This window comes from Collinsella sp. SGI.033 (assembly GCF_050315135.1).
Taxonomy (GTDB): domain Bacteria; phylum Actinomycetota; class Coriobacteriia; order Coriobacteriales; family Coriobacteriaceae; genus Collinsella.
In genome coordinates this window covers 20884-43525 of record NZ_JBNPOK010000018.1, presented here as the reverse complement: position 1 = coordinate 43525, position 22642 = coordinate 20884, and the positions used below count along the sequence as shown (strand labels likewise).

The following is a 22642-nucleotide window of genomic DNA, read 5'->3' as shown; positions in this document are numbered from 1 at the left end:
TATGGAGGCATATCTTGCATGCGTAGCAGGTGCTTAGAACGATTGTCCAGGTCCATAAACATACCCGAGGCAACCCTATCGCCCTCGAGGTCCTGCTGAATCGACAGGCGGCAGGCACGAGACTCACGGAGCACATACGTCGGGATACCCGCACCATACGGCATAAACTCGGGCAGGTAGCTGTCATACAGCTCCTTGGAAACACCGCGAAGCTTAAAACCGCCGCTCTCAGAAAAATAGATGGCAGCACCCGAGGCATCGAGGGTTCCTACAAGCTGGTTCAAAACGGTATCCAACAAACTAGGCAGCTCATCGGAGCCCACCGTGCTCATAATGACCGACAACGTGCCCGAGAGGCGCTTATTCGCCACTCTGAGCTCCGAAAGCGCACGCTTGAGCTGACGGTCATGCGAATACTGCTCTTCGATACTATGGAGCGCCACGAGAACACGCGGCGCACGGCGGCCAAAGATACGAGGCGGCGTAACCGAGCCGGCACAAACTAGGACGGGAATAAAGGAGCCGTCACTTAGCTTAAGCATCAACTCGCTCTCGGTACCATTGGTCTCAAAAGGAAGACGATGTTCTGTCGCGCGTTCAAATGCTGACGAGTACAAGAGATCTTTAACGTCCCCGTTGATCACATCGGAACGTTCCTCGCAGATCAAGTCGAGCAAGCGATTGTTTACATGCAAAATGGTTCCGTCGAGCTCGCAGATAATGACAGCATCGCTCGTAATATCGACCAATTGGGCAACGTCAACCCACTCATTGCGCTCAAGCGTTTCCATCGTGAACCTCACCGTCTATCGGTAACAAAAAAGCCTCCGAAGAGGCTTCTCAAATGCGATGGTGTCGGAGGCGGGACTTGAACCCGCATGACCAAAAAGCGGTCACTAGCACCTCAAGCTAGCGCGTCTGCCAATTCCGCCACTCCGACATGCTATATTGTTGATTCGCAGTTCGTTTTGTTGGACCCGCGCTTTCAACGAGGAAGATAATAACCTATGATTCGAGAACTGTGCAAGCACTTTTTTCAAAAAAGTTTACGAATTTGAAAATGCGCAGGTAAATCTATATGTCCGGGCCGGAATGGGGGCAACTTCCCAACGCGTCCTCGGGCATGCGGTACATTTTGATTCGCGCTTCGCGCTACAAAATGTACCGCCCCCTGCGGAATGCGTTGGGAAGTTGCCCCCATTCCGGCCCTACAGCCACATACTCCAAGTACGATTCTCAAACATATACTGGGGCTGATGCAAATTTGGTGGCTCGGCTTTGCCGAGCCCTTATATAGCGAGGCCGGAGCTAAAGCTCCGGCCTCGCTATCTTTCCCATTAGATTAAGTGAGCGATCAGGGAACCGCATTCCACCTGCCGAGTTGCCGCAGGGCCTGCCCTGGTGTTGCTTTTCAGAACATTCCGCAGGACGGAGGAAGCCCCGCAGCGCGTAGCGCGCAGCGGGGCTTCCGACATGTCCGAGGACGTTCTGAAAAGCAACACCAGGGCAGGCCCGGACGAAAACAACCGACTACAGGTCGATGTGCGATTCCTTGATCGGGAACGGCTCGGCGAAGTGGCAGGCGCAGCAGTGGCCCGGAGCAACTTCCCTAAACTCGGGAAGCTTCTCGGAGCAGATGCCCTGCGCGATCGGGCAGCGCGTGTGGAAACGGCAGCCAGTCGGCGGATCCAGCGGTGACGGCGGATCGCCGGCGAGGATGATGCGCTTACGGGACTTTTGGATATCCGGATCGGGAACCGGCACGGCAGACAGCAGCGACTGCGTATACGGGTGGTGAGGCTCGCTATAGAGCGTCTTCCAGTCAGAAACCTCGACCACCTTACCCAGATACATAACGGCAACGCGATCGGAGATGTGCTGAACGACGGACAGGTCGTGGGCGATAAACAGATACGCCGTACCAAACTTGTCCTGCAGTTCCTTAAGCAGGTTCAGAACCTGGGCCTGAATGGACACATCCAGAGCGGATACCGGTTCGTCACAGATAATCAGCTTGGGCTTCAGCGCAAAAGCGCGGGCAATGCCGACACGCTGACGCTGGCCACCCGAGAACTCATGAGGATAGCGATTGATGTGCTCGGGGTTCAGTCCGACAACGTCGAGAAGCTCGCGGACGCGCTCAATGCGCTCCTCCTTGGTTCCCACGCCGTGAATGGTCATGGGTTCGGAGACGATCTCGCCAATGGTCATGCGAGGATTCAGCGAGGCATAAGGATCCTGGAAGATAAACTGCATCTCGCGACGCATATCCTTGATCTCATGCTTGCTCATTTCGGCAACATCTTTACCCTGGAAGAACACCTTACCGGCGGTCGGCTTGGTCAGGCGCATGATGGTGCGACCCGTAGTGGACTTACCGCAACCAGACTCACCAACCAGACCAAAGGTCTCACCAGGATAAATCTCAAAAGAGATGTCGTTTACAGCAGAGACGACGCGCTTGGAAAAACGCTTGGCGAACATGCCGGACTCTGCGGGGAACTCCTTAGAGAGGTGCTCGACCTTCAGCAGCGGAGTGCGCTCGTTATTGTCTGCCATTTACGCCTCGCCTCCCTTCTTGGAATCCTTACGCGTGCGGGACGTCTCAGGGGCGTTCTTGAGAAACTCGGGGTCACCGGAATAATGACACGCAGAATAGTGGCCGGACTCGGTGACAAAACGCTCGGGGCGCTGCTTGCGGCACTTATCGGTCGCATAGGGGCAACGAGGCGAGAACACGCATCCCTCGGGCAGGTTCATGAGCGAAGGCGGGTTGCCGTGAATCGGCGTAAGCGGCTTCTTCTCATCGATGGCCTGCTCCGGGATGGAGCGAATCAGGCCCCAGGTATAGGGGTGACGGCTCTCGTAGAAGATTTCCTCAGCAGTACCGAACTCGACGGGACGGCCGGCGTACATAACCATGATCTTGTCGGCCATATCGGCGACAACACCCAGGTCATGGGTAATCATGATGATGGCGTTGCCGTTCTTCTCCTGCATTTCCTGCATAAGCTCAATAATCTGAGCCTGAATGGTAACGTCCAGGGCAGTCGTGGGCTCGTCGGCAATCAGAATATCGGGATCGCAGGCAAGGGCCATGGCAATCATGACACGCTGACGCATACCACCAGAAAACTGGTGCGGATACTCATTGACGCGTTTCTCGGGCTCGGGAATGCCAACGAGGTCCAAAAGCTCGGTGGCGCGCTTGAGCGCCTCCTGCTTGGAGTAGCCGCGGTGCAGACGAAGGCCCTCACCCACCTGCTTGCCGATCTTATAGACCGGGTTCAAGGAAGTCATAGGATCCTGGAAGATCATCGCGATATCGTTGCCACGAATGTGCTGCATCTCTTCCTCGGTCATCTCGAGGATAGAACGTCCGCGATAGCGAACGTCACCGCCCTCAATCTTTCCCGGAGGCATCGAGATAAGACCCATGATGGTCATGGCGGTCACGGACTTACCAGAGCCGGACTCACCGACGACACCCAGGGTCTCGCCACGATCGAGCGTGTAGGACACACCATCGACAGCGCGAACGACGCCATCCTCGGTGTGGAAATACATCTTAAGGTCATCAACCTCGAGCAGATGCTGGCCCTCGGGAACCGGCTGGTCCTTCAGGTCCACATAGTTCTTGTTCTTCTTCATCCTTATGCGTCCTTCATCTTGACGTCGAGGGCGTCGCGCAGACCGTCACCCAGCAGGGTGAAGGCGAGCACCGTCGAGAGAATTGCCAGACCGGGCATGATCATCATCCAGGGAGCAGTCAGAAGATACTGCTGGCCGTCCTGAATCATGGAGCCCCACGAAGGCGTAGGCGGAATAACGCCCATGCCGAGGAAGGACAGAGCGGACTCGGTCAGAATGGCGCCACCAATGTTCATAGTCGCGTAGACCACGATGGAGGCAACGGAGTTCGGGAAGATGTGACGCACGACGATACGAGCATCAGATGCACCCATCGCGCGCGCGGCGTCAACATAGTCGTTTTCCTTGACCGTCAAGATCGCGGATCGGAAGACGCGCGCAATCGAAGGCCAGCCAAGAATACCGATGGCGATAAAGACGTTCTGAAGACCACGGCCGATAACGGCGATCATGGCGACAACGAACAGCACGTACGGGAACGCAAGGAAGATGTCCGCACAGCGCATGATGATCGTATCCCAGATGCCGCCGTAGAAACCGGCCAGAGCGCCCATGACCAGACCAATCACCGTGGAGATCGCAGTGGCCATAATGCCGACGGACAGCGAAACGCGTGCACCGTAGATAACGCGGACGAGAATGTCACGGCCAAGGGAGTCGGTGCCAAACGGGTGCTCTGCACACGGAGCCAGCAGCGACGTCTCGGCCATGGTGGTCGAGTCGGAAGCCGTCGGCGAACCGAGCCAGGGCTTAGCCCACAGGTCGGCGGTCAGGGCAACCACAACGACGATGACAATCCAGCAGACACCGATAACGGCGAGCTTGTTCTTACGAAGACGCTTAAAAGCGTCGCCCCACAGCGTGCGGGACTTGGCGGGAGCAGATGCGGCCTTGGTGGCGGTAGCCTGCTCCTGAGACTGAGAATCAGTTTCCTGCATGAGACGTACCTCCCTTAGGCCTTATCCGACGGACCGCCAAGGCGGATGCGCGGGTCGAGGAATGCATAGCTAATGTCGACGAGCAGGTTGATCACCATGACGACGACGACGATGAGCGTAACGCCGCCCATAACGATGGGCCAGTCGCGCATGCTAATGGCGCGATAGACCTCATAGCCGATACCGGGCCAGTTAAAGACCGTCTCGGTCAGGATGGCGCCCGAAAGCATACCGCCAAAGTCGACACCAATATAGGTAACGACGGGGATGAGTGCATTCTTAAGCGCATGCTTGATGATGATCGCGCGATTGGAGAGGCCCTTGGCCTTTGCCGTACGGATGTAATCCTGGTTCATGACATCGAGCAACTGCGAGCGCATGATGCGGGCAGCATAGGCGGTCGAAACCGAAGCAAGCGTGATGGTCGGAAGCACATAGTGCATCCAATCCTGATACTGAGAGCTAGCACCGCCGGCACCCGAAATCGGCATGGAGAATGCGCCGCCGGTGGCATCCTTGAGGATGACGCCAAAGAACAGCTGCAGCAGCATACCGAGCCAGAAAGCAGGAACGGCAACGAGGATCGACGTGGTCAGCGTTACCAAAATATCCCAGAAGGAGTAACGCTTTACCGCCGAAATGATACCCGCACCGATACCCATGATTGCCTCGAGTACGATGGCGCACGCGGCAAGTTTGACCGTATACGGATACTTTTGGGCAAAGATATCCGTAACCGGCAGCTTGCGCTGATAGGAATTACCCAGATCGCCATGAAGCAGGCCGTTCATGTAATACAAGTAACGGTCCACGAGCGACGTTTGAACGGGGTCGCCGTTCTCGTCAAGGATCGCGTTGCCGTCCTCGTCCGACTGGACCAGGTGATAGCGCACGCGAAGCTGAAGCTCCACCTCGGGGGACAGAGCCTTGTCTCCACCGATCAGCTTGATCGGGTCTCCCGGCACGATATTCTGGAGGGCGAACAGAATCAGCGTAACGCCCAAAAATACCGGGATGAACTGAAGCACACGTTTAACGATGTACTTACCCATACCACTCCCCTATCTAGGGATTAACCTAAATGGGATGCCGATCGCCAGACCGGCATCCCAAAATTACCATCAGCCAGTTTACCCCAGGTTAGGGGGAACTGTATGTTTCCCATGAGGTCTACGTAAAAACTTGACCCTCACCAAAGCTGCAAATCTTATGCGAGCTCAGCGGTACCCAGATCAGCATGCTTCTGCGGATCAACATAGAGGTGCTTGATGCGGTCGGAACCAGCGAGGGTGTGCGTGTAGAACATCAGCGGGATGACCGGGCAGTCAGCAGCGACGATTGTGTCGGCCTCCTGCATCTTAGCGACGCGCTCTTCGTCGTCAATCGCGGTACGGGCCTCGTCGACCTTGGCGTCGAACTCGGGGTTGTTGTAACCAGAACGGTTGTCGCCACCGAGGGAGTCGGAGTGGAACAGCGGATACAGGAAGTTGTCCATGATCGGGTAGTCGGCAATCCAGCCCAGACGACCGAACTGATAGTTGAGGTTCTGATACTGTTCGAGCAGGGCAGACCACTCGGGGGTATCGGAGACGGCGGTAATGCCAACCTTGGCGAGGTCGCCGATGATGGACTCCATGATCTCCTTGTGGCCACCGTCCTGGTTGTAGGACAGAGTCACGTTAATGCCACGGTCACCGTTGGCGTCGGCAGGAGCAACCTTGTCGAGGTACTCGTTAGCCTTGTCGACGTCATAGGCGCAGAACTCCCATGCGCCCTCCTTGTAGCCATCGATACCCGGAGGAACAATGCCGTCAGCGGGGGTGCGGGTACCCTTGAAGATGGTCTTGCAGATGGCCTCGCGGTTGATGGCCAGGGAGATGCCCCTGCGCAGATCGGCGTTGTTGAACGGCTCGGCCGTGGTGTTGCAAGTCAGATAGTAGGTGGAAGGCTCGGCACCGAGCAGCATGCGCTCGCCGTCGCTCATGGTGTAGCCATCCTTGGACTCGCCACGGTCCTTCTTGGCGGCATCGATCTGAGCAACGGGAACGTCGCAGACGTCGAGGTTACCGGCCTGGAACTCCTTGTAAGCAGTCTCCATGTCCTTGATGACCTGGAAGTGGATGCCATCGATCTTGGCCTTGTCGCCATAGTAATCGTCGAACTTCTTGAGGTTGATCTCCTGACCATCCTCCCACTTGCCGTCCATCATGAACGGGCCGTTACCAATCGGGGCAAGGTAGAAGCTCTTGGCATCGGACTCGGCGCACTCGGGAACCGGGGCCAGAGCCGGGTGGGTGGCGACGAAGGGGAAGTCGGCGTAAGCGGAAGACAGCTTGACGACGAGGGTCTCATCGTCAGGGCAGGTAACACCGGTGAGCTCGGTAGTGTTACCGGCAAGCAGATCGTCATAGCCCTCGACCATGGAAAGGTGATAGGAGACCTCGGAAGGACCATACTCTTGAGCGACAGCGGACTTGGTGCTGACCAGACGCTCCCAACCGAGCTTAAAGGACTTGGAGGTAACGTCATCACCGTTGTGGAACTTGGCCTTCTTGATCTTGAAGGTAAACTCGGTGGCGTCGTCGTTGGCCTCGAAGGACTCGCAAGCCAGCGGAACGATCTCGCCCTTCTCGGCGTCATAAGAGGTCAGAGCGTCAAAGAGCTGGTACTCGACCTGAGTGCCCTGGTCCTCCTGGACATTGTAGGGGTCGATGCAGACCGGGTTATTGATGTAGAAGTTCAGCGTCGAACCGGACTCAGAACCGGAAGCGTCGCCGCCCTTCTTGCCGCATGCGGCAAGAAAAGCCATGGAGCTCGCAGCAAGGGTACCGCCGACAAAGGCGCGACGACCCATAACGGGCTGGTGGAACATAGAATCAGCCATGCCATCCTCCTTATGAGATAGGACAAAGAAATGTTCAGTCGGACATATGTCGAGACAATCCGATCCGAACTATCGAAACGCCGCCCGTTGCTATGGCTGGTTATGCACAACAGGCCAACGTTTTCAATACAGTAGCGCATTTTATGCACGGTTTGGGGCTAATTCCGGTTAACGGTCGAGAATTTCTTTAGTTGGGCGCAGTATGTGGTGATATTCTGACTCTGTTACAAATATGTAAACAAAAAGGGTCCCGCACTTGCGGAACCCTTTTCAATTATTTTATGCGGCTCGTGCTTAGTAGCCCACGATGCCCTGCGGGAAGAAGAACATGCACAGCACGACGCACACGGCAAACACGACAGCCATGATGACGGTCAGGCGGTCAAGGTTCTGCTCCATAACGCCCGTGGCAGAGCTGGAGTTATACAGCGAGCTGGCGATCATATCCGAAACGCCGGTGCCCTTACCGGAATGCATCAGGACGAGAATCGTCAGCGCCACGGCAGAGACAGCCCAAACTACAAACAGCAGAATCTGAAACGGACCCATAGAGAAGCTCCTTAATAGAACAATTCAAACTCCAGTACTGTACCACAACCCCCGACACTCCCCACCTGCCATTTGGGGACGAGGTAGAAATGGCAGAAATACCAAAAAAGGGGGTTGCCCGAATATGGTCAACCCCCTTGCAAAGAAACGCTTGGCGTTTTCTCTTAGGCCTCGGTCGCGAGTACACGGCCCGTCATCTCGGCGGAAGGCTCCAGACCAGCCATAGTGAGCATAGTCGGAGCGATATCGGAAAGTCGACCGTCCTCGATACCGGTGAGCTGTGCCTTCTCATCAACGATGATGAACGGCACGCGGTTGGTGGTGTGAGCCGTAAACGGATGCTTGGAACCGTCGGAAGCAACGTCAAACATGTGATCGGCGTTGCCGTGGTCGGCGGTAATCAGCGCAAAGCCGCCCTTAGCGAGAATCGCCGGGACAACCTTGGACAGGGCATCGTCAACAGCCTCGACGGCCTTAACGGCCGCGTCGAAGACACCGGTGTGACCAACCATGTCGCAGTTCGCGAAGTTCACGATGTAGAAATCAGCGCGGTCCTCGTTGATGGCAGCGACGAGCTTCTCGGTAACCTCGGGAGCGCTCATCTCGGGCTGCAAATCATAGGTAGCAACCTTGGGGGAAGCGACGAGCACGCGCTCCTCGCCCTCCTTGGGCTCCTCGATGCCGCCGTTAAGGAAGAACGTCACGTGGGCGTACTTCTCGGTCTCGGCGGTGTGCAGCTGCTTCAGGCCATTGGCTGCGATTACGTCGGCCAGAACGTTCTCGGGGAACGTCTTGGGGAAGGCGACCTCGACGTCAAACGTCGGATCGTATTCGGTCATCGTCACAAAGTGCGAGAGCTTGATCTGCTCGCGCTCAAAGCCGTCGAACTCCTTGTCCGTGAACACGCGGGTCATCTGACGAGCGCGGTCGGGACGGAAGTTGAAGAAGATGGCCGCGTCGCCCTCGTGGATACCCTCGTTGTGGGCAGCGAACGGCTCAACGAACTCATCGCCGCGCGGATCCTTCTCGTAGTAGGCCTTGATACCGGCAACGGGGTCGGTATCGGCATCGGACGCATTGACCATGACGTCGTAGGCGCGCTCGATGCGCTCCCAACGGTTGTCGCGGTCCATGGCCCAATAACGGCCCGAGACGGTAGCAACGCGAGCGTCGCAACCAGTCTCCTCGGAGATCTTGGCCAGGAAGGCGCAGAACTCGCTCATGTAGCCGGCACCGGACTGCGGATCGACGTCGCGGCCATCCATAAAGGCGTGAACGCGAACGGTCTTAATGCCATACTGGGCAGCCATCTTGACCAGGGCCTCGACATGGTTCATGTGAGAATGAACACCGCCGGGGCTCATAAGGCCCATGAGGTGCAGGGTCTTGCCCTCGGCCTTGACGTCATCCATAGCCTTGACGAAAACCTCGTTCTTGGCGATGGAGCCGTCCTTGATGGCGTTGTTGATGCGCGAAAGCTCCTGAAACACGATGCGGCCGGCACCGATGTTGAGGTGACCCACCTCGGAGTTGCCCATCTGGCCGTCGGGAAGGCCCACGTCCTCGCCCGAAGCACCGAGCGTGGTGTGAGGATACTTCTCGTACAGGCTATCGAGGAAGGGCGTCTTGGCGGCAGCGACGGCGTTCTCGCCGTCGGCCGGAGCCAAGCCGCAGCCATCCATGATGATTAGGAGTGCAGGAAGATGACGCTGTGCCATATGCCCTACTCGCCTGCCTTGACGACCATAGAGGCGAAGTCGGCAGCCTTGAGCGAAGCGCCGCCCACGAGGGCGCCGTCAACGTCGGGCTTGGCAACAAGCTCAGCGATGTTGGCGGGCTTGGCGGAGCCACCATAAAGAACGCGGATGCCGTTGGCGAGCTCCTCGCCGAACATCTCCTTGAGGGTCTCACGGATAGCGCCGCAGACCTCCTGAGCGTCCTCGGCGGTAGCGGTCTTGCCGGTGCCGATGGCCCAGATGGGCTCGTAGGCGACGACGACCTGCTTGGGGCAGGTGATCTCAAGACCCTCGAGACCAGCCTTGACCTGGTTCACGACATGCTCGACATAGGTGCCGGCCTCGCGAACCTCAAGGGACTCACCGCAGCAGAAGACGGGAACAAGACCGGCGGCAACGAGAGCCTTAGCCTTCTTGTTCTGGTCCTCATCGGTCTCGTGGAAGTAGTCACGACGCTCGGAGTGGCCGATGATGCAGTAGGTGCAGCCAGCGGACTTGAGCATGTCGCAAGAGGACTCACCGGTGAAGGCACCCTTGGCCTCCCAGTACACGTTCTGTGCACCGAGGGCGATGGGGGCAGCCTGAATGCGGTCATGAACCGTAGTAATGTCGATGGTCGGAGGGCAGACGAGCACCTCGACGCCAGCCGGAACCTCGGGCAGAGCCTGGGCCAGCTCGTCGGCGAGCTTGGCAGCCTCGGCGACGTCGTTGTTCATCTTCCAGTTACCAGCGATAAGAAGGGTGCGATTAGGCATCGAGAAGCGCCTCCACTCCGGGCAGGGCCTTACCCTCGACGAGCTCCATGGAAGCGCCACCGCCGGTGGAGATCCAGCTCATCTTGTCGGCCAGGTTAAACTTGTTGACGGCTGCGACGGAATCGCCACCACCGATGATCGAGGTGCAATCAGCCTCGGCGACAGCCTCGGCGATAGCCTGGGTGCCGTGAGCGAAGTTGTCGAACTCAAAGACGCCCATGGGGCCATTCCAGAATACGGTCTTGGCGCCCTTGACGGCCTCGGCGTAGAGCTCCTCGGTCTTGGGGCCGATGTCCATGCCCTCACGGTCGTCGGGGATAGCGTCGGAAGCGACAACCTCGGGGACAGCGTCCTCGCCAAAGTGGTCGGCAACACGGTTGTCGATGGGGAGCAGGATCTTGACGCCCTTCTCCTCGGCCTTCTTGAGCATCTCGCCAGCGCGCTCGACCCAGTCCTCTTCCTTGAGGGACTGACCGACGGTCATGCCCTGAGCCAGGAAGAAGGTATAGGCCATGCCGCCACCGATAATCAGGGTGTCGGCGGAGTCGATAAGGTGATCGAGAACGCCGATCTTGGAGGAAACCTTGGAACCGCCGACGATGGCGACGAAGGGACGCTCGGGCTCGGCGAAGATACCGGTCAGCGTGTCGACCTCCTTCTCCAGAAGGAAGCCAGCGACTGCGGGCAGGTAAGCGGCGGGACCCACGACGGAACCCTGGGCGCGGTGAGCGGTACCGAAGGCGTCGAGGACGAAGACGTCGCCATAGGAAGCGAGGGTCTTGGCGATCTCGGGATCGTTCTTCTTCTCACGCTTGTCAAAACGGACGTTCTCGAGAACGAGGACCTTGCCCGGCTCGACGGCGGCGACGGCCTCGGCGGCCTTCTCGCCATAAGTGTCGGCGACAAAAGCAACATCGAGACCAGAGAGCTCGGCGAGCTTCTTGGCGACGGGCTCGAGGGAAAGCTCGGGCTGGAAGCCGGTGCCCTCGGGACGGCCGAGGTGGCTCATGAGGATAACGCGAGCATTGTGCTCAACGAGATAGTTGATGGTGGGCAGGGCAGCCTTGATACGGGTGGTGTCGCCAACGACGCCATCCTTGATAGGCACGTTGAAGTCAACGCGGACGAGAACGCGCTTGCCGTCGACATCGATGTCGCGGACGGTCTTCTTGGTAAAGGCCATGTTTGCTTCTACCTTTCGTACGTGTCTGCCTCCCATTACGGCAGACGATTTCTTATAAAAAGGGCGCGACCTTAGGGTGTAAGCCCTATAAGGCCGCGCCCTTTTTTAGACGCTCAACGAGCTATTCGCTAAAAGCCAAATTAAGCAACGAACTTCTCGAAGTACTTGATGGTGCGGACCATCTGAGAGGTGTAGGAGTTCTCGTTGTCGTACCAAGAGGTAACCTGAACGAGGGTCTGGCCGTTGCCGAGGTCAGAGCACATGGTCTGAGTGGCGTCGAAGATGGAGCCATGGGTCTCGCCGATGATATCGGTGGAGACGATGTCGTCCTCGTTGTAAGCGAAGGTCTCGGAGATGGTGGCAGCGTAGGCCTTCATAGCGGCGTTGACCTCGTCGGCGGTAACCTTCTTGTCAACGACAGCGTAGAGGTTGGTGAGGGAGCCGGTCGGCGTCGGGACGCGCTGGGCGGCACCGATGAGCTTACCGTTGAGCTCGGGGAGAACCAGGCCGATAGCCTTGGCAGCACCGGTGGTGTTGGGGACGATGTTGACGGCGCAGGCGCGGCTACGACGCTTGTTGCCCTTGCGCTGCGGGCCGTCGAGCGGCATCTGGTCGCCAGTCCAGGCGTGAATGGTGGTCATGATGCCGGACACGATGGGAGCGAAGTCGTTCAGACCCTTGGCCATCGGGGCGAGGCAGTTGGTGGTGCAGGAAGCAGCGGAGATGATGTTGTCCTCAGCGGTCAGCGTCTCATGGTTGACGTTGTACACGATGGTGGGCAGATCGCTGCCGGCCGGAGCGGAGATGACGACCTTCTTGGCACCAGCGTTGATGTGGGCCTGAGCCTTAGCCTTGCTGGTGTAGAAGCCAGTGCACTCGAGAACGACGTCGACGTCGAGGTCGCCCCAAGGCAGGTTGTTGGCGTCGGCCTCCTTGTAGATCTTGATCTCCTTGCCGTCAACGGTGATGGAATCCTCGCCAGCGACGACCTCGTGATCGCGAGCATAGTTGCCCTGCGTGGAGTCGTACTTCAGCAGGTAAGCGAGCATATCGGGAGAGGTGAGGTCGTTGATAGCGACGATCTCGGAGCCCTCATGACCGAACATCTGACGGAAGGCCAGACGACCGATGCGACCGAAGCCGTTAATAGCAACCTTTACTGCCATTGTGTCTCCTTTCGTAAGGCCCCCGCAAGCTACAGCGCCCGCCGTTGAGGCCCACAAACTAACCACTCGCCTAATATACCTTTTTTTTGACTTGAATTTCACGAGAATGCTCGAAATTGAAAATCAAATTTGCTTTAAAACGTTTTAAATCATAAAACAGCAGTTCAAGTACTATATAAACTGCCGCTTTAAACTACCTGTTCGCTTCAATGAGCTTTTCAAGACGCAATACACGGTGATATAGGGCCGACTTTGACAAAGGAGGGTCGGCCATCTCCCCCAAATCTCGCAGTGAGAGATCGGGATAGCGCTCACGTAAGTCACAAAAGGCCGCCAAGGCATCCGGGAGCACATCGCGCATGCCGCGTCGCTCAAGCTCCTCGATAAGCGCGAGCTGATGTTGGGCAGCGCCGGCGCTTCTCGTCTGGTTGGCCAGCTCAGCATTCACGCGACGATTTACGTCGTTTTTCACCAACTTGACCGCACGGGCTTCCTCGATTTCGGCAACGCTGCGCTTGGCACCAATCAATTTGAGCAAATGCTCAATCTCCTCGGCGCTCTTGATGTACACGGCATATGATCCTCGCCGGGCGTTGACGCGTGCATGAACCCCGACCTGCTCCAACAGGTCGCAAAGCCCCTTGGCGTATTGTTCGCCCTGCACCGCAATCTCCAGGTGAAAATCGCCACGCGGGTCTGCCACAAAACCGCCGGCAATCAAAGCGCCGCGAATGTAGGCGAGCCTGCAGCAGGGCCGGGCGACGATATGGCGCGGCACACCGGCGACGAGCCCTCCCCTGCGGTCGAGAATGCCCAGCAGAACCAAAGCCTTATCGAGGTCGGGCTGGTCGGGCAAGGTGATGAGATAGTTTCGCACCTTATGCAAGACCGACTTGCGGACGGTAAACTCCGTTTTGAGCTTGAGGATGCGGTGCGTCAGCGTAATCATCGTGCGTGCAACGGCACCCGTCTCGGTCGCAACCGTCAAACGGTACCGACCAGAGCCCGCCAGCGAAAGCGTGCCACTCACACGTGTAAGAGCGGCAAGTGTCGACAGATCGCAATATTCACATTCGGGTTCGCAGCGCGCAAGCTCGTCACGCACCTCGGCGGTAAACGACATTCAAACCTATGCTTTCGTGTTGGCACGCGACAAGTCGCGGTGAGAAATGCTCACGTGATACTGAGCACCTTCCAGGTATCGGGCCGTAGCCTCTGCAATGGCAACGCTGCGGTGCTGGCCGCCCGTACAGCCGATGGCAATGGAAAGCTGCGGCTTGCCCTCCGCGATATAACCCGGCATGACCGTATCGAGCAACTGCGTCCAAACCTTCCAGAACTCCTGCGTCTTGGGATGGTCCAGGACAAAGTCGGAGACCTTCTTATCGAGGCCGGTCAACGTGCGCATCTCGGGGTCGTAGAATGGATTAGGCAGGAAGCGAACATCGATCATGATGTCTGCCTCGACGGGCATACCATGCTTAAAGCCAAATGAGAAGACGTGGACGTCCATGAGCTGCTGGTCGGACAGCTCTGAAAAAGCCGCACGCAGCTTATTGCGTAAAGCAGAGGTACGAAGGCGGCTCGTATCGATGATCATATCGGCTCGGTCGCGCACGCCCTGGAGTTGTAAACGCTCGCGCTGGATGGCGTCGGCCGTGGTCTCCCCCGGCTTCGCAATGGGATGACGGCGGCGGTTTTCGCTGTAGCGGCGAATCAGCACCTCATCAGATGCATCGAGAAACACAATGTCACAGCTCATCTCGCGCTCTTCCAAGGCGGCAACGGCGTCAAGCAGCTCATCAAACAGGCCTTGGCTGCGAAGGTCACAGGTAACAGCAAGGTGTCTACCCACACCCGTATTGATGCCAACGAGCTCTGCGAGCTGCGCAATCAGGCGCGGAGGCAGGTTGTCGATACAAAAATAGCCCATGTCCTCAAACACATGCATGGCTTGCGTTCGGCCCGATCCGGACATTCCGGTGATGATGACGATATCGGGAATGCGCTCCGTGCGCTCCGCCGCATCCATGGCATCTCCCTTTTGCATGTGCTGCCTCCTAAAATAAGCGCAGGACCCGGCCAGCGGATCCCGCGCGATCAATTGCCTTAGTTGAGTATACCGCCCCAAGCGGATACGAGGCCCGTCTTACGCCTCAAGCGCAGCCTTGAACCAACTCGTAATACTTGTGGGGTGCGTAATGGCAGTGCCAACGACAACGGCCCAGGCGCCGGCGTCAATCGCGGCGCGAGCCTCCTCGGGCGTATGCACACGACCCTCGCAAATAATGGGAAGACCGGGGAACTCCTCGGTTGCCTGGCGCAAAAGCGGCAGGTCGGGGCCGTCTGCCATGGTGCAATCGATGGCGGCGACGCCATGCGAAAGCGTAGTGGAAACCAAATCGAAGCCCATGTCGACCGCGCGGCGGATATCCTCGATCGTGGCGCAGTCCGCCATCAGAAGCACGCCCTCCTCGTGCAGCGGACGAAAAGTGTCCTCGAGCGATTTGCCATCGGGGCGCGGACGATCGGTGGCGTCAATCGCCACGATGTCAGCACCGGCAGCAACGCAGGCGCGGGCGTGACGCAGCGTCGGCGTGATGTAAACGCCCTCGTGTCCATCCTTCCACAGGCCGATAACAGGAACCTCACAACGACCCTTAATGGCAGCAATGTCGGCAAGGCCCTGGCAACGAATGGCGGCGGCGCCTCCGAGTTCGCAAGCGCGAGACATTTGAGCCATGGTCTCGGGCGTACGAAGCGGCTCGCCCATATACGCCTGAACGCTCACGATGAGCTTACCCTTCAGGGATTGAATTAAAGGATCGACGGTCATAAGGCTATAACCTTTCTCAGAACAGCCTCCCGAGGCGTGTCGTCTCGGGAGGCTCCTACAGCAGATACGTTTACTTTAACGAGGCAAGAAGATGCTCGGCGGCACCGATAAGCGGTGCGTCGCCCTCCAGAGAACCGATGAGGATCGGCGTGTCCTGAAGCGGATCGAGCGCCTGGCTGGCATAGCCCTCGTGTACCGAATCCTTCCACGTCTGCGAACGCCAATCGGGTCCCTGGTGAATTACGCCACCCGAAAGTACGATGACCTCTGGATCCAGAATGTTGGCGAGCGAGCCCAAGCTAGCGCCCAATGCAAAGCCGGCATCGTGGATGACCTCGGTCGCCTTTGCGTCACCCGCGCGGCACAGGTCGTTCACGTCGCGGCCAACCGAGGGACGGCTGGGGTCAACGCGACCGAAGCGCTCGTCGTACATGCGCCCAATCGACGTACCCGAAGCCACCGACTCCAGATGGCCGGAACGCCCGCAGGCGCAGGGAATGCCGGCGGCAGCCGAGCACTCGATGTGGCCCATATGGCCGGCAGCACCATGGAAGCCCTGCATCACGCGGCCGTTCTCGACATATGCGCCTCCGATACCCGTACCGATGCCCAGACACAAGACGGAGAACTTGCCCTTGCCGACGCCCCAATGGGCCTCACCCAGAGCATGAGCCTGCACGTCGCCTACAACGGCAACGGGAAGACCGAGGTCCTCGCGCAGACGCGGCCCCAACTGAACGCCGGACCAGCCGGGCATGATCTCGTTGGCATACGCGATGGCGCCCGTCTTGGGATCGACGACGCCAGCGGCACCGATACCGACGCCAAGGACCTCGACATCGGGATTCGCTTCGAGAGCGGCCTTGATGGACGCCTCGATACGCTGGAAGACGGCCTCACCGCCCTCTTGGGCCTCGGTGGGAACCTCAGCCTCAAATACGGGATGGGGCACGCCGCCATCAGCCGGATATTCCATAATGGCGGTCGCAATCTTGGTGCCACCGATATCAACGGAGCAGATGTACTTGTTCTCCATGTCGCTCTCCTTAGGAGATAAAAACAACTACAGGAAATAAAGGCGGTGTTATCGCCGCAGCTTGCTAAAGGCTTCCCGAGTGCCCGGGGTTGGGGTGAAAGCGGTCGGGCATTGACCTAATGAGTCACGCTCGATCGCTTGAGCCCCAAGATCGGGTGCCCGGGAAAGCTTTACAGGAGACCGTTGTCCTGGAGGACCTTCCTAATCGCCTCGACGTTCTCGCCGGTCATGGCCTTCACCGGGCGCGGCATGGTCGGGCTGTCGAAAATGCCCATGAGGTTCATAGCGGTCTTGAAGGCGCCAACGCCACCGGCATAGCCCTGGACGCCCGAGGTGACGTCCCAGATGTGCGAAATCTCATTGAGGCGATCCTGCTCGGCTTTGACGGTAGCCCAGTCACCAGCCTGGGCGGCCTTCCACTGACGCACGTAGCCCTCGGGCTCAACGTTGGCGAGACCCGGGACAGAGCCGTCGGCGCCACCAAGGTAGGCACCGTCGACGACGACCTCATGGCCGGTGAGGATGCTCATCGGATGGCCGTTCTTCTCGTTCTCCTGAACGAGGTAGCGGAACGAGACGTCGTCACCCGAGGAATCCTTGACGCCAGCAAGGACGCCCTCGGCGCCGAGCTTTGCAAGGAGCTTCCAGGGGAGCTTGGTGTGAACGCACACGGGAATGTCATAGGCAAAGATGGGCAGGTCGAGCTCCTCGTGCAGGATGCGGAAATGCTCCTCGACCTCGGTCATGCCCTGCAGGGCATAGAAGGGGCAGGTGGCAACGAGCGCATCGGCGCCCAGCTCCTGAGCAACCTTACCGTGCTCAATCATGCGCTCGGTCTCGGTATCGATGATGCCGACCAGAACAGGAACGCGGTGGTCGACGATTCGAACGGCCTCGGCGATGATCTGTCGACGACGCTCGTCGGTGGAGAAAACGACCTCACCCGAAGAGCCCAGGAAGAACAGGCCATCGACGCCGGCGTCGATCATGCGGTTGATGCTGCGCTCAAAGGAGGCAACGTCGAGCTGGTGATCTTCGGTATCGGGAACAACGACGGGAGGAATAACGCCGGTGAATTTCTGAGTTGCCACAAGAATCTCCTTAGTTGTCTGGCGGGTGGCCCTATGCCGCCCACTCTTGTTGGCAGTGTCCAGGCCGTCTAGGCCAAAGAACACAGGTAGAACGCTTGGTTAAAGAAGTCGACGACTTCGTTTTCGAACGCATTGATGCGTTCGTGAGCATATTTGGCATAGATAATATGCCTCCGGTCACACTCAAGACCGTTGAATACGGCAAACTGGCCCTTGGGATCGCTCACGGCATCCATGAGCGATGTACCCATAAGTACCGATCCGCGCACCCGAGACGACAGCGCTTCGAGGCCGCCGGGAAGCGGATTGGCAACCGCCGTGCAGGCAAGGCCCCGCTCGTCTAGAGCAGAAACCGCCAGCGCGACTCCACCGCCAAGGCCCTCGCCCCATGCAAAGATGCGGTCGGGGTCCATGCCGTCAAGATTGCGCGCGACCTTTGCCATTGCACAGCCCCAGCGGACGCGTTCAACAAAAACGGGCGAGGTAACCCCCTGCTTCAGCTCGCTGAGCCCAATCACATCGTCGTCCAGCGCAAGCACGGCATATCCCATGGCGGCAAACCTCGTCATGTGATGCCATCCACGTACGGGTCGGTCGATGTCATGAAACATCAGGCATAGCGGCACAAGCTCGGATGCCCGGGCACAACCTGAGGGCTCAATCAAACGGCCGTGTACGACTTCCCCGGCAAGTTCAAAGGAAACCTCGGAGTAGCGCGCGCACGGATTGGCGAAATCAATCGCCGTGACAGTCAGTCCGCAAACCTCAAGGTCCGAAGCGGCTGCCTCCAACTCGGAAACATCCGCCAAGGCATCGCCGCGCCAATCACGGAAATCGGAGAGCCTTGACGAAACCGTCCCAGAGATCCCCGCAAGCTCGGGGTCAATCAGCTCATTGACATTGCTCTCGCACTTAGACATGAGCCTCCCCTTCCTTGCAGAAAAACGGAATGATCAGATCGTCAAAATCCTGAATCTCCTCGTGGCCAAAGCCCTCAAAGAACTCATGGCGCTTCTCACAGGTCAGGTTATTGTAGACCGCAAACTGCGTCGCCGGTGGACAGACGATATCAGCCGTTCCCGTGCCAAACAGCACGGGGCATTTGACCATGGGGGCAAAGTTCTTGGAATCGAAATACGCCAGCTTGGCATAGGCCTCGTCAATACGAGTCGAGTCCTCGTCAAACCAGCGAGACCAATAGCGCAGGCCCTCGTAGGCAATGTCGTCGGCATCCAAATCCCAGACCAGGCGGAAATCCGACAGGAAAGGATAGAGGATGGCGGCACGATTGATAAGCTCGCTGTTAAGCGCGCAGGTCGCAATGCCCAAGCCACCGCCCTGCGACGCACCGTTCACAAAAACACGGGCAAGATCGATGCCCTCGAGCTCGCGAACAATGCGGCACAGAATGCGGATATCCTGATGCAAGCGTACGTAGTAGAGATTGGCCGGGTCGCCGTCGATACCGGCAACGATATGCCCGGCAACCGTTGTGCCTTCAAATCCACCAATATCCTCGGAGGGGCCACCCTGACCGGGGCAGTCGAGGGCGACAAGTGCCATGCCCATACCCGCAAACGACGCCTGCTCGAACCAGCTGCGGCTTGCGCCCGGATAGCCGTGGAACTGTAGCACCAGCGGCACGGACTCGTCCGAAACCGGCTTGAGATACTTGGCATGCAGGCGGGCGCCACACATGCCGGTATACCAGAGGTCAAAAAACTGGCAGGTCGCAGCATCGGCAATCGATGCCGCCTCGACCGAATAGTCGATCTCGACGGCGTCAGCCTCGGCCATGCGGTCGTTCCAAAAGAGATCGAAATCTGATGGACGAGGCATGGCGCCCCGATAACCACCAAATTGCTGTTGTAGCTCCTGAGCGCTTGGCATGGCTCGTGAACCCAACCTTTCGAAATCGCAACGAGGGTGCGCCCGGCAAGGGAGCCGGGCGCACAGGAGGGAAAGCGAACCTACTCGCCAAGCTTGGGGTGCAGCAGCGACGGCGCAGCACCGAGCAGCATCTTGGTGTAGGGGTCCTGCGGGTTCTGGAAGACCTGCTTGGCCTCGCCCTGCTCGACGATCTTGCCGCCGTTCATGACGATGATGTCGTCAGAGATGTAGCGGACCGTCTGGATGTCATGGCTAATGAACACCATGGCCAGGCCGAGCTCCTTCTTAAGATCGGTCAACAGGTTGAGGATCTGCGCGCGGACCGAAACGTCCAGAGCCGAGGTGGGCTCGTCGGCGATGATGGCGTCAGGGTTCAACGACAGGGCACGGGCAATTGCCACGCGCTGGCGCTGACCGCCCGAAAGCTGGCCGGGAAGAACCTCGGCGGCAGAGCTGGGCAGACCGGTGAGTTCCAGGAGTTCCTTAACGCGCTTCTCCTGCTCGGCCTCGGTACCCAGGTTGTGGACGCGCATGGGGTCGAGCAGCTGCTCACGAACGACCATGCGAGGGTTGAGTGCCGTCGCGGGGTTCTGGAACACGACCGAGATGACGCGGCCCATGTGACGACGATCCTCGGCAGTACGCTTGGTGACGTCCTTGCCCTTAAAGTAGACCTTGCCACTCGTGGGGGCCTGCAGGCCGCACATGACATTAGCAGTGGTGGACTTGCCGCAACCGGACTCGCCGACGATGCCGATCGTCTGACCGGGCATGAGCTTAATGGTCACGCCTTGGACGGCATGAACCAGATTGGGGTGCAGGATCGAACCGGTACGGGTCCTAAAGGTGACGTGGACATCGTCAAGGAAGATAATCGGCTCGACGCCGTTGACCGCAGTCTCGCTCATCTACATCACCTCCGCATGAGGGGTCAAACCATTTGCCTTGAGCACCTCATCGGGGAGCTCGGAATAGAAGTGCTCGGTGCCGGGCACGCGTTTGAAGACCGGACGGGTGTCCAGGCCGATGTGCGGATGGCTTGAGCGGGGCGCGAAGCGATCGCCCTTGGGGAAATCGCGCGGGCTGGGGACGGCGCCGGGCACCTGGTGCAGGCGGCCCGAACCGCTCTCGATGGACAGAACGGAACCCAGAAGACCGCGGGTGTACTCGTGAATCGGGTTGGTGAGCAGCTCCTTGGTGGGCGCCTGCTCGATAACCTGACCGGCGTACATAACCGTGATGTTATGGGCGACCTCGGCGACCAACGCCAGGTCATGCGAAACGAAGATCATGGCAAAGCCGAGCTTGGCCTGAAGATCGTTGAGCAGCTTAATGACCTGCTTTTGGACGGTAACGTCCAGAGCGGTCGTGGGCTCGTCGCAGATGACCAGCTTGGGGTCGCGGGTAAGGGCCATAGCGATCAGAACGCGCTGACGCTGTCCGCCGGAAAGCTCGTGCGGATAGCTCTCGAGCGTACGCTTGGGATCGAGGCCGACGAGCTCCAGGAGCTCCTCGGCGCTGCGGGTGCCGCCGCGCTTGGTGAGCTGCTTCATCTGGGCGGAGATGAGCATAGAGGGGTTGAGCGAAGACAGGGCGTCCTGATAGACCATGGCGATATCGGTACCGCGCAGGCCGAACCACTCCTTCTTGCTCATCTTGAGCAGGTCACGACCCTCCCAGAGGACCTCGCCGGAAAGATGCTCGTCCTCATCGGTCAGGCCCATGATGGCCAGCGTGGTGATGGACTTACCGCAGCCGGACTCGCCTACCAGGCCCATGGTCTGGCCGGGACGGACGTCAAAGTTGACATGGTCGACCACGTTGATATCACCGTGGTGCTCAAACTGGATGCAGAAATCGCGGACCGAAAGAATCGGCTCAACGGACTCATCGGGCACATGGCGGTCGTTACGCTTGAGCTCGACATCGCGCAGGGCGCCAAGACGGGCGGACAGGGACTGGGCCTGCTCCTTGTAGGCGCGAACGGGGTCGGAGACCAGCAGGTCGGCCTCGCGGCGCTTGGAGGAATCGGTCGGATCCAGAGCGGCGGAAGGAGCAGCGGCCATAGCGTCGGTAATGCCCTCGGAGAGGATGTTGAGCGCCAGGCAGGTGATCATGATGGCCAGACCCGGGAACAGCGCCTGCCACCAACGACCGGCGAGCACGCCACCGCGGGCGTCGGCGAGGATGTTGCCCCACGTAGCAGTGGGCTCCTGGATGCCAGCGCCGATAAAGGTCAGCGAAGCCTCGAAGATGATGGCGTCGGCGACCAGGGTGACGGTGAAGACCATGATCGGGGCAATGCAGTTACGAAGAACGTGCTTGATCAGAATCCACGGAGCCTTGGCGCCGGAGACGATGACCGCGCGGACATAGTCCTCACCGTACTCGGATACGATGTTGGCACGCACGATACGGGCGATCTGCGGGGTGTACATAAAGCCGATCGCAAAGATAATCGACGGCACGGAGTTGCCCAGGATGGAAACGAAGACGGCTGCGAGGGCGATACCCGGGACAGACATGATGATGTCCAGGATGCGCATAATCGTCTCGGAGACGGCCTTGCGCGAAACCGCAGCAAGAGCACCGACAACGGAGCCACAGACCAGAGCCATAGCGGTAGCACCAAAGCCGATGATCAGCGAGTAACGGCCACCGTAGAGCATACGCGAAAGGATGTCACGGCCCTTGTCGTCGGTTCCGAAGATAAACCCGTTGCCGGGAGCCTGGCGAGCCGTAAAGATCTCGACCGGGCTATAGGGGGCAAGAACGGGGGCAAGAATCGCAGTCAGGGCGACCAGCACCAGCACGATGGCGGCAATCTTAGAAGACAGCGTCATCTTCTTCCAGCCACCGAGCTTGAGCCCCTTGGAGGCAGCCTTCTCGAGCTGCTCGGTTTGCTTCTCTCGAATCTTTACCATAAT

At 58.7% G+C, this 22642-nt stretch carries 19 protein-coding genes, 1 tRNA gene and 1 pseudogene; all 21 read right to left on the bottom strand.

What is annotated here, in order from left to right:
• Nucleotides 1-791: pseudogene (locus ACQRC0_RS06625) on the bottom strand (protein serine phosphatase); the annotation flags it as partial.
• A gap of 59 nt (nucleotides 792-850) precedes the next feature.
• A tRNA-Leu gene (locus ACQRC0_RS06620) sits at nucleotides 851-940 on the bottom strand.
• A gap of 590 nt (nucleotides 941-1530) precedes the next feature.
• Nucleotides 1531-2559: an ABC transporter ATP-binding protein gene (locus ACQRC0_RS06615; RefSeq protein WP_154517434.1), complete on the bottom strand. Its 1029-nt coding sequence runs from the start codon at nucleotides 2557-2559 to the stop codon at nucleotides 1531-1533.
• Nucleotides 2560-3651: an ABC transporter ATP-binding protein gene (locus tag ACQRC0_RS06610; RefSeq protein WP_154517437.1), complete on the bottom strand. Its 1092-nt coding sequence runs from the start codon at nucleotides 3649-3651 to the stop codon at nucleotides 2560-2562. It abuts the gene before it with no gap.
• Between the two features lie 2 nt (nucleotides 3652-3653).
• Entirely contained in the window at nucleotides 3654-4589 is a 936-nt protein-coding gene (locus tag ACQRC0_RS06605; protein ID WP_427718631.1) for an ABC transporter permease, read from the bottom strand.
• Between the two features lie 14 nt (nucleotides 4590-4603).
• A complete protein-coding gene (locus ACQRC0_RS06600; RefSeq protein ID WP_427728782.1) occupies nucleotides 4604-5641 on the bottom strand; it encodes an ABC transporter permease in 1038 nt (345 codons plus the stop codon).
• 155 nt (nucleotides 5642-5796) lie between these two features.
• Nucleotides 5797-7473, bottom strand: coding sequence for a peptide ABC transporter substrate-binding protein (locus ACQRC0_RS06595; protein WP_427728779.1), 1677 nt, complete (start codon nucleotides 7471-7473; stop codon nucleotides 5797-5799).
• 294 nt (nucleotides 7474-7767) lie between these two features.
• On the bottom strand, nucleotides 7768-8022 hold the full coding sequence (gene secG / locus ACQRC0_RS06590; RefSeq protein WP_006236144.1) for a preprotein translocase subunit SecG: 255 nt from the start codon (nucleotides 8020-8022) through the stop codon (nucleotides 7768-7770).
• A 164-nt stretch (nucleotides 8023-8186) separates the two neighbouring features.
• Nucleotides 8187-9740: a 2,3-bisphosphoglycerate-independent phosphoglycerate mutase gene (gene gpmI / locus ACQRC0_RS06585; protein WP_304212185.1), complete on the bottom strand. Its 1554-nt coding sequence runs from the start codon at nucleotides 9738-9740 to the stop codon at nucleotides 8187-8189.
• 5 nt (nucleotides 9741-9745) lie between these two features.
• Nucleotides 9746-10513, bottom strand: a complete 768-nt coding sequence (gene tpiA / locus ACQRC0_RS06580; protein WP_154517452.1) for a triose-phosphate isomerase — start codon at nucleotides 10511-10513, stop codon at nucleotides 9746-9748.
• Nucleotides 10506-11696, bottom strand: coding sequence for a phosphoglycerate kinase (locus tag ACQRC0_RS06575; protein ID WP_304212190.1), 1191 nt, complete (start codon nucleotides 11694-11696; stop codon nucleotides 10506-10508). The genes tpiA and ACQRC0_RS06575 overlap by 8 nt, the downstream gene beginning before the upstream one ends.
• 140 nt (nucleotides 11697-11836) lie before the next feature.
• A complete protein-coding gene (gap, locus tag ACQRC0_RS06570; protein ID WP_154517458.1) occupies nucleotides 11837-12862 on the bottom strand; it encodes a type I glyceraldehyde-3-phosphate dehydrogenase in 1026 nt (341 codons plus the stop codon).
• 193 nt (nucleotides 12863-13055) lie between these two features.
• Nucleotides 13056-13985: a DNA-binding protein WhiA gene (whiA, locus tag ACQRC0_RS06565; protein WP_154517461.1), complete on the bottom strand. Its 930-nt coding sequence runs from the start codon at nucleotides 13983-13985 to the stop codon at nucleotides 13056-13058.
• Between the two features lie 6 nt (nucleotides 13986-13991).
• Nucleotides 13992-14912 (bottom strand): RNase adapter RapZ, encoded by a 921-nt coding sequence (rapZ, locus tag ACQRC0_RS06560; protein WP_427718645.1) that lies wholly within the window; start codon nucleotides 14910-14912, stop codon nucleotides 13992-13994.
• Between the two features lie 99 nt (nucleotides 14913-15011).
• The gene (locus tag ACQRC0_RS06555; RefSeq protein WP_154517496.1) at nucleotides 15012-15698 is read right to left on the bottom strand and encodes an N-acetylmannosamine-6-phosphate 2-epimerase; all 687 of its coding nucleotides are present in this window, start codon (nucleotides 15696-15698) and stop codon (nucleotides 15012-15014) included.
• 70 nt (nucleotides 15699-15768) lie between these two features.
• Nucleotides 15769-16734: an ROK family protein gene (locus ACQRC0_RS06550; protein ID WP_427728775.1), complete on the bottom strand. Its 966-nt coding sequence runs from the start codon at nucleotides 16732-16734 to the stop codon at nucleotides 15769-15771.
• Between the two features lie 170 nt (nucleotides 16735-16904).
• A complete protein-coding gene (locus tag ACQRC0_RS06545; protein ID WP_427718650.1) occupies nucleotides 16905-17825 on the bottom strand; it encodes a dihydrodipicolinate synthase family protein in 921 nt (306 codons plus the stop codon).
• Between the two features lie 68 nt (nucleotides 17826-17893).
• Nucleotides 17894-18745 carry an acetylxylan esterase gene (locus ACQRC0_RS06540; RefSeq protein WP_154517502.1) on the bottom strand — a complete coding sequence of 284 codons (852 nt, stop codon included), beginning with the start codon at nucleotides 18743-18745 and terminating at the stop codon, nucleotides 17894-17896.
• On the bottom strand, nucleotides 18738-19715 hold the full coding sequence (locus tag ACQRC0_RS06535) for an acetylxylan esterase (protein WP_427728772.1): 978 nt from the start codon (nucleotides 19713-19715) through the stop codon (nucleotides 18738-18740). The genes ACQRC0_RS06540 and ACQRC0_RS06535 overlap by 8 nt, the downstream gene beginning before the upstream one ends.
• Before the next feature lie 80 nt (nucleotides 19716-19795).
• Complete coding sequence (locus ACQRC0_RS06530; RefSeq protein WP_154517508.1) at nucleotides 19796-20623, bottom strand: ABC transporter ATP-binding protein; 828 nt, start codon at nucleotides 20621-20623, stop codon at nucleotides 19796-19798.
• Complete coding sequence (locus ACQRC0_RS06525) at nucleotides 20624-22639, bottom strand: dipeptide/oligopeptide/nickel ABC transporter permease/ATP-binding protein (protein WP_427728769.1); 2016 nt, start codon at nucleotides 22637-22639, stop codon at nucleotides 20624-20626. It abuts the gene before it with no gap.
• Between the last annotated feature and the right edge of the window lie 3 nt (nucleotides 22640-22642).

Coding starts and splice junctions, on each gene's coding strand:
- ACQRC0_RS06615 (WP_154517434.1), bottom strand. CDS start 2,559: ATGGCAGACAATAACGAGCGCACTCCGCTGCTGAAGGTCGAGCACCTC.
- ACQRC0_RS06610 (WP_154517437.1), bottom strand. CDS start 3,651: ATGAAGAAGAACAAGAACTATGTGGACCTGAAGGACCAGCCGGTTCCC.
- ACQRC0_RS06605 (WP_427718631.1), bottom strand. CDS start 4,589: ATGCAGGAAACTGATTCTCAGTCTCAGGAGCAGGCTACCGCCACCAAG.
- ACQRC0_RS06600 (WP_427728782.1), bottom strand. CDS start 5,641: ATGGGTAAGTACATCGTTAAACGTGTGCTTCAGTTCATCCCGGTATTT.
- ACQRC0_RS06595 (WP_427728779.1), bottom strand. CDS start 7,473: ATGGCTGATTCTATGTTCCACCAGCCCGTTATGGGTCGTCGCGCCTTT.
- secG (WP_006236144.1), bottom strand. CDS start 8,022: ATGGGTCCGTTTCAGATTCTGCTGTTTGTAGTTTGGGCTGTCTCTGCC.
- gpmI (WP_304212185.1), bottom strand. CDS start 9,740: ATGGCACAGCGTCATCTTCCTGCACTCCTAATCATCATGGATGGCTGC.
- tpiA (WP_154517452.1), bottom strand. CDS start 10,513: ATGCCTAATCGCACCCTTCTTATCGCTGGTAACTGGAAGATGAACAAC.
- ACQRC0_RS06575 (WP_304212190.1), bottom strand. CDS start 11,696: ATGGCCTTTACCAAGAAGACCGTCCGCGACATCGATGTCGACGGCAAG.
- gap (WP_154517458.1), bottom strand. CDS start 12,862: ATGGCAGTAAAGGTTGCTATTAACGGCTTCGGTCGCATCGGTCGTCTG.
- whiA (WP_154517461.1), bottom strand. CDS start 13,985: ATGTCGTTTACCGCCGAGGTGCGTGACGAGCTTGCGCGCTGCGAACCC.
- rapZ (WP_427718645.1), bottom strand. CDS start 14,912: ATGCAAAAGGGAGATGCCATGGATGCGGCGGAGCGCACGGAGCGCATT.
- ACQRC0_RS06555 (WP_154517496.1), bottom strand. CDS start 15,698: ATGACCGTCGATCCTTTAATTCAATCCCTGAAGGGTAAGCTCATCGTG.
- ACQRC0_RS06550 (WP_427728775.1), bottom strand. CDS start 16,734: ATGGAGAACAAGTACATCTGCTCCGTTGATATCGGTGGCACCAAGATT.
- ACQRC0_RS06540 (WP_154517502.1), bottom strand. CDS start 18,745: ATGTCTAAGTGCGAGAGCAATGTCAATGAGCTGATTGACCCCGAGCTT.
- ACQRC0_RS06535 (WP_427728772.1), bottom strand. CDS start 19,715: ATGCCAAGCGCTCAGGAGCTACAACAGCAATTTGGTGGTTATCGGGGC.
- ACQRC0_RS06530 (WP_154517508.1), bottom strand. CDS start 20,623: ATGAGCGAGACTGCGGTCAACGGCGTCGAGCCGATTATCTTCCTTGAC.
- ACQRC0_RS06525 (WP_427728769.1), bottom strand. CDS start 22,639: ATGGTAAAGATTCGAGAGAAGCAAACCGAGCAGCTCGAGAAGGCTGCC.